The following is a 3,268-nucleotide window of genomic DNA, read 5'->3' as shown; positions in this document are numbered from 1 at the left end:
TTCTCAAGGAACGGTCGCTTCCTTTGTACTCACCCTCTCGGGCTTTCCTCCGGGCTTCCCTTCGGTGTTTCCGACTCTATCAGATCTTTTCTCGATCCGATTCCCTGTCGGCGGGTTGTCTGCGGGGTTTTCGGCTTTCGCCGTCCGCCCTTTCGACATTCACTACGTTAGCTCATTCTCTCGGCGACTCATAATCGAGTCTCGCGAGTTCGAATTCGGGCACGCGGGCGCACCAGAAACGACCCCGCTGAGGGGGTGGAGCTAGGTAGTGGGTTGGCCGCTCCGGCTGCAGGCGATTGCCGTACCCGGTTCAGCGGCTCGGGATACATTACGCACCTTCGCAGGGCGCGTCAACTTCGGCGGCGCCTCGGTACATGGGCTCGATAGGGGCTCACTGTCGGGTCGTCGGCTGCCCAGTAACGCCAGGGATGGATGTCGCCGTTTCCGCCTTCGCCGGCGACTCCGGTGCGGGGGCCGCTTCGTACCTGGTCAGAGGCTACCGGCGTACCGGTCAGCATCCTCAGCGGCGTTTCGCCGGTGGCACACGCGTCCGTGCCGTCCAGAGCGCGGGCGACTTCCAGGGCCGTCGCCAGGCGGGCCGGACCCTTGGCCAGTTCCTTGTCGTTCCGGGCCGAAACCCGTCGTTTGCGGGCCAGGTCCACGCCCTCGATCACCTCGCCGGCGCGGAGCAGAACGGCGCTCGCGCGGCCCTCGGGGCCGCAGACGAGGTTCATGCAGTGCCACATGCCGTAGGTGAAGTAGACGTACACGTGTCCCGGCGGGCCGAACATGACCGCGTTGCGGGCGGTGCGGCCGCGGTAGGCGTGGGAGCCGGGGTCGTTCGGGCCGTCGTACGCCTCGACCTCCGTGAGGCGGACGGCGATCGGGCCTTCGGGTGTCGTACGGACCAGGATGCGGCCGAGGAGGTCCGGTGCCACCTCGAGGACCGGGCGGTCGAAGAACTCTCTGGGCAGTGGCGTACGGTCCGGGGGCGCGATCATGCCCTCCGAGGGTAGTGCAGATGGAGCACCACGCCGGTGGAACCGGTCGGGGGTGCATCGCGTTTGTAGGGGCGAGGTCCGTTCGTAAAGGGAGAGCCAATGGCGTTCAAGAAGCTGCTCGCGAGCCTGGGGGCCGGCGGGGCGTCGGTCGAGACGGTGCTGACCGAGGTCAACGTCGTGCCGGGCGGTGTCGTCCAGGGTGAGGTGCGGATCCAGGGCGGGTCCGTGAACCAGGACGTCGAGGGGCTGTCCGTCGGCCTGCAGGCCAAGGTCGAGGTGGAGAGCGGCGACCAGGAGTACAAGCAGGACATCGAGTTCACGAAGGTGCGGCTCGGCGGTGCCTTCGAGCTGCAGGCGGGGGCCGTGCACGCGGTGCCGTTCGGTCTGGAGATCCCCTGGGAGACGCCGGTCACGATGATCGACGGCCAGGCGCTGCGCGGGATGCACATCGGGGTGACGACCGAGCTGGCGATCGCGCGGGCCGTGGACTCCTCCGATCTGGACCCGGTCAACGTGCATCCGCTGCCGGCGCAGAAGGCGATCCTGGACGCGTTCATCCAGCTGGGCTTCCGCTTCAAGAACGCGGACATGGAGCGCGGTCACATCCGGGGCACGCGGCAGACGCTGCCGTTCTACCAGGAGATCGAGTTCCACCCGCCGTCGCAGTACCGGGGTCTGAACCAGGTCGAGCTGAGCTTCGTGGCCGACGAGCACGCGATGGACGTCGTGTTGGAGATGGACAAGAAGCCGGGCCTGTTCAGCGAGGGCTCGGACACCTACCGCTCCTTCCAGGTGGGGCTGAACGACTGGCAGGGGACCGACTGGGCGGCTTATCTCAACCAGTGGCTGTCCGAGGTCGGCGGCAAGCGCAACTGGTTCTAGGCTCGGGAACTGCTGGTTCCAGATCATCGATCAGGAGGTACCGAGGTGACCGAGCTCAAGCGGCGGCCGCTCCCCCACGACTTCCATCCGCCCGTGCCGTCGTTCACGGTGACGAGCGCGGATGTCGAGGAGGGCGCGACGCTGAAGAGCGCCCAGGTGCACGCGGAGGGCAACACCTCGCCGCAGCTGCGCTGGGCGGGCTTCCCGCCGCAGACCAAGAGCTTCGCCGTGACCTGCTACGACCCCGACGCGCCGACCGGCAGCGGGTTCTGGCACTGGGTCCTGTTCGACATCCCGGCCTCCGTGACGGAGCTGCCGGCGGGTGCGGGCGGCGGCAAGTTCGAGGGGCTGCCGGAGGGTGCCGTACACGCGCGGAACGACTACGGGACGAAGGACTTCGGTGGTGCGGCTCCGCCGCCCGGCGACGGGCCGCACCGGTACGTCTTCACGGTGTACGCGGTGGACCAGGAGAAGCTGGGGCCGGATTCTGACGCGTCGCCGGCCGTCGTCGGCTTCCATCTGCGGTTCCACGCGATCGCGCGTGCGCAGCTCATCGGTGAGTACGAGAACCCCGCGCAGGGCTGAGCGCAGCGCCGCGATTCAGCCAAGCGTTCACTGAACGTTTGCCCGCCTTCGGTCTTGGAAGTGATCGGAGGCGGGCATTTTTTATTGCGTTGTCCATCTCGGCGCGCCCGTCCAGAGTTGATCCAAGCCCGCCGGGGGGTGGGCAGGTGCACACGGGAGGTGGGCTGGATGCGGGACACGCTGGTGCTGAACGCGAGCTTCGAGCCGCTGTCGACGGTGACGCTGAACCGAGCCGTCGTGCTGGTGCTCCAGGACAAGGCCGTCGTCGAACAGGCCCATCCCGAACTGCGGATGCGCGGTGCCGAGGTGGACATACCCGCGCCCCGGGTGATCAGGCTGTGCAGGTACGTACGGGTGCCGTTCCGAAGACAGGCTCCGTGGTCGAGGCGGGGTGTGCTGGTCCGGGACCGGCACCGGTGCGCGTACTGCGGGCGCAGGGCGACGACCGTGGACCACGTGGTGCCGCGGGCGCAGGGTGGGGCCGACTCGTGGCTGAACACGGTGGCGTCGTGTGCGGAGGACAATCACCGGAAGGCGGACCGGACTCCGGAGCAGGCGGGTATGCCGTTGCTCCGGCAGCCGTTCGAGCCGACTCCTCAGGACGCGATGCTGCTGGCCCTGGGGGCCGAGGAGTTCGAGGCGCTTCCGGAGTGGCTGTCACAGGCCGCCGCTTAGCCCGGGGCACCGGTCCGGTACGGAGAGGGGCTCGCCTTCCGCGGACAGAGCGCCCCCTCCCTTGTTTCACGGAGGTTGACCCTCGCCACGGTCTCTCTTTGCACCCTTTTTTGCCGTCGCCCTCG

4 protein-coding genes are annotated in these 3,268 nt (G+C 68.0%); 3 read left to right on the top strand and 1 reads right to left on the bottom strand.

Annotated elements, in window-relative coordinates:
• Positions 1-350: 350 nt before the first annotated feature.
• Positions 351-1,001, bottom strand: a complete 651-nt coding sequence (locus ACZ7GZ_RS28605) for a DNA-3-methyladenine glycosylase (RefSeq protein ID WP_471028525.1) — start codon at positions 999-1,001, stop codon at positions 351-353.
• A 99-nt stretch (positions 1,002-1,100) separates the two neighbouring features.
• On the opposite strand from ACZ7GZ_RS28605, the gene ACZ7GZ_RS28600 reads away from it, so the two are divergent.
• The 3 genes from ACZ7GZ_RS28600 (at position 1,101) to ACZ7GZ_RS28590 (ending at position 3,143) form a co-directional block, all read left to right on the top strand.
• The gene (locus ACZ7GZ_RS28600) at positions 1,101-1,883 is read left to right on the top strand and encodes a sporulation protein (protein ID WP_471028523.1); all 783 of its coding nucleotides are present in this window, start codon (positions 1,101-1,103) and stop codon (positions 1,881-1,883) included.
• 45 nt (positions 1,884-1,928) lie between these two features.
• Positions 1,929-2,468, top strand: coding sequence for a YbhB/YbcL family Raf kinase inhibitor-like protein (locus ACZ7GZ_RS28595; RefSeq protein ID WP_471028521.1), 540 nt, complete (start codon positions 1,929-1,931; stop codon positions 2,466-2,468).
• Between the two features lie 168 nt (positions 2,469-2,636).
• Positions 2,637-3,143 (top strand): HNH endonuclease, encoded by a 507-nt coding sequence (locus ACZ7GZ_RS28590; RefSeq protein ID WP_471028519.1) that lies wholly within the window; start codon positions 2,637-2,639, stop codon positions 3,141-3,143.
• Positions 3,144-3,268: the final 125 nt, after the last annotated feature.

The sequence above is a fragment of the Streptomyces sp. NPDC037288 genome (genome assembly GCF_055603265.1).
Note: the sequence above shows the minus strand (reverse complement) of the source record. Positions and strands in the feature narration are given on the sequence as shown.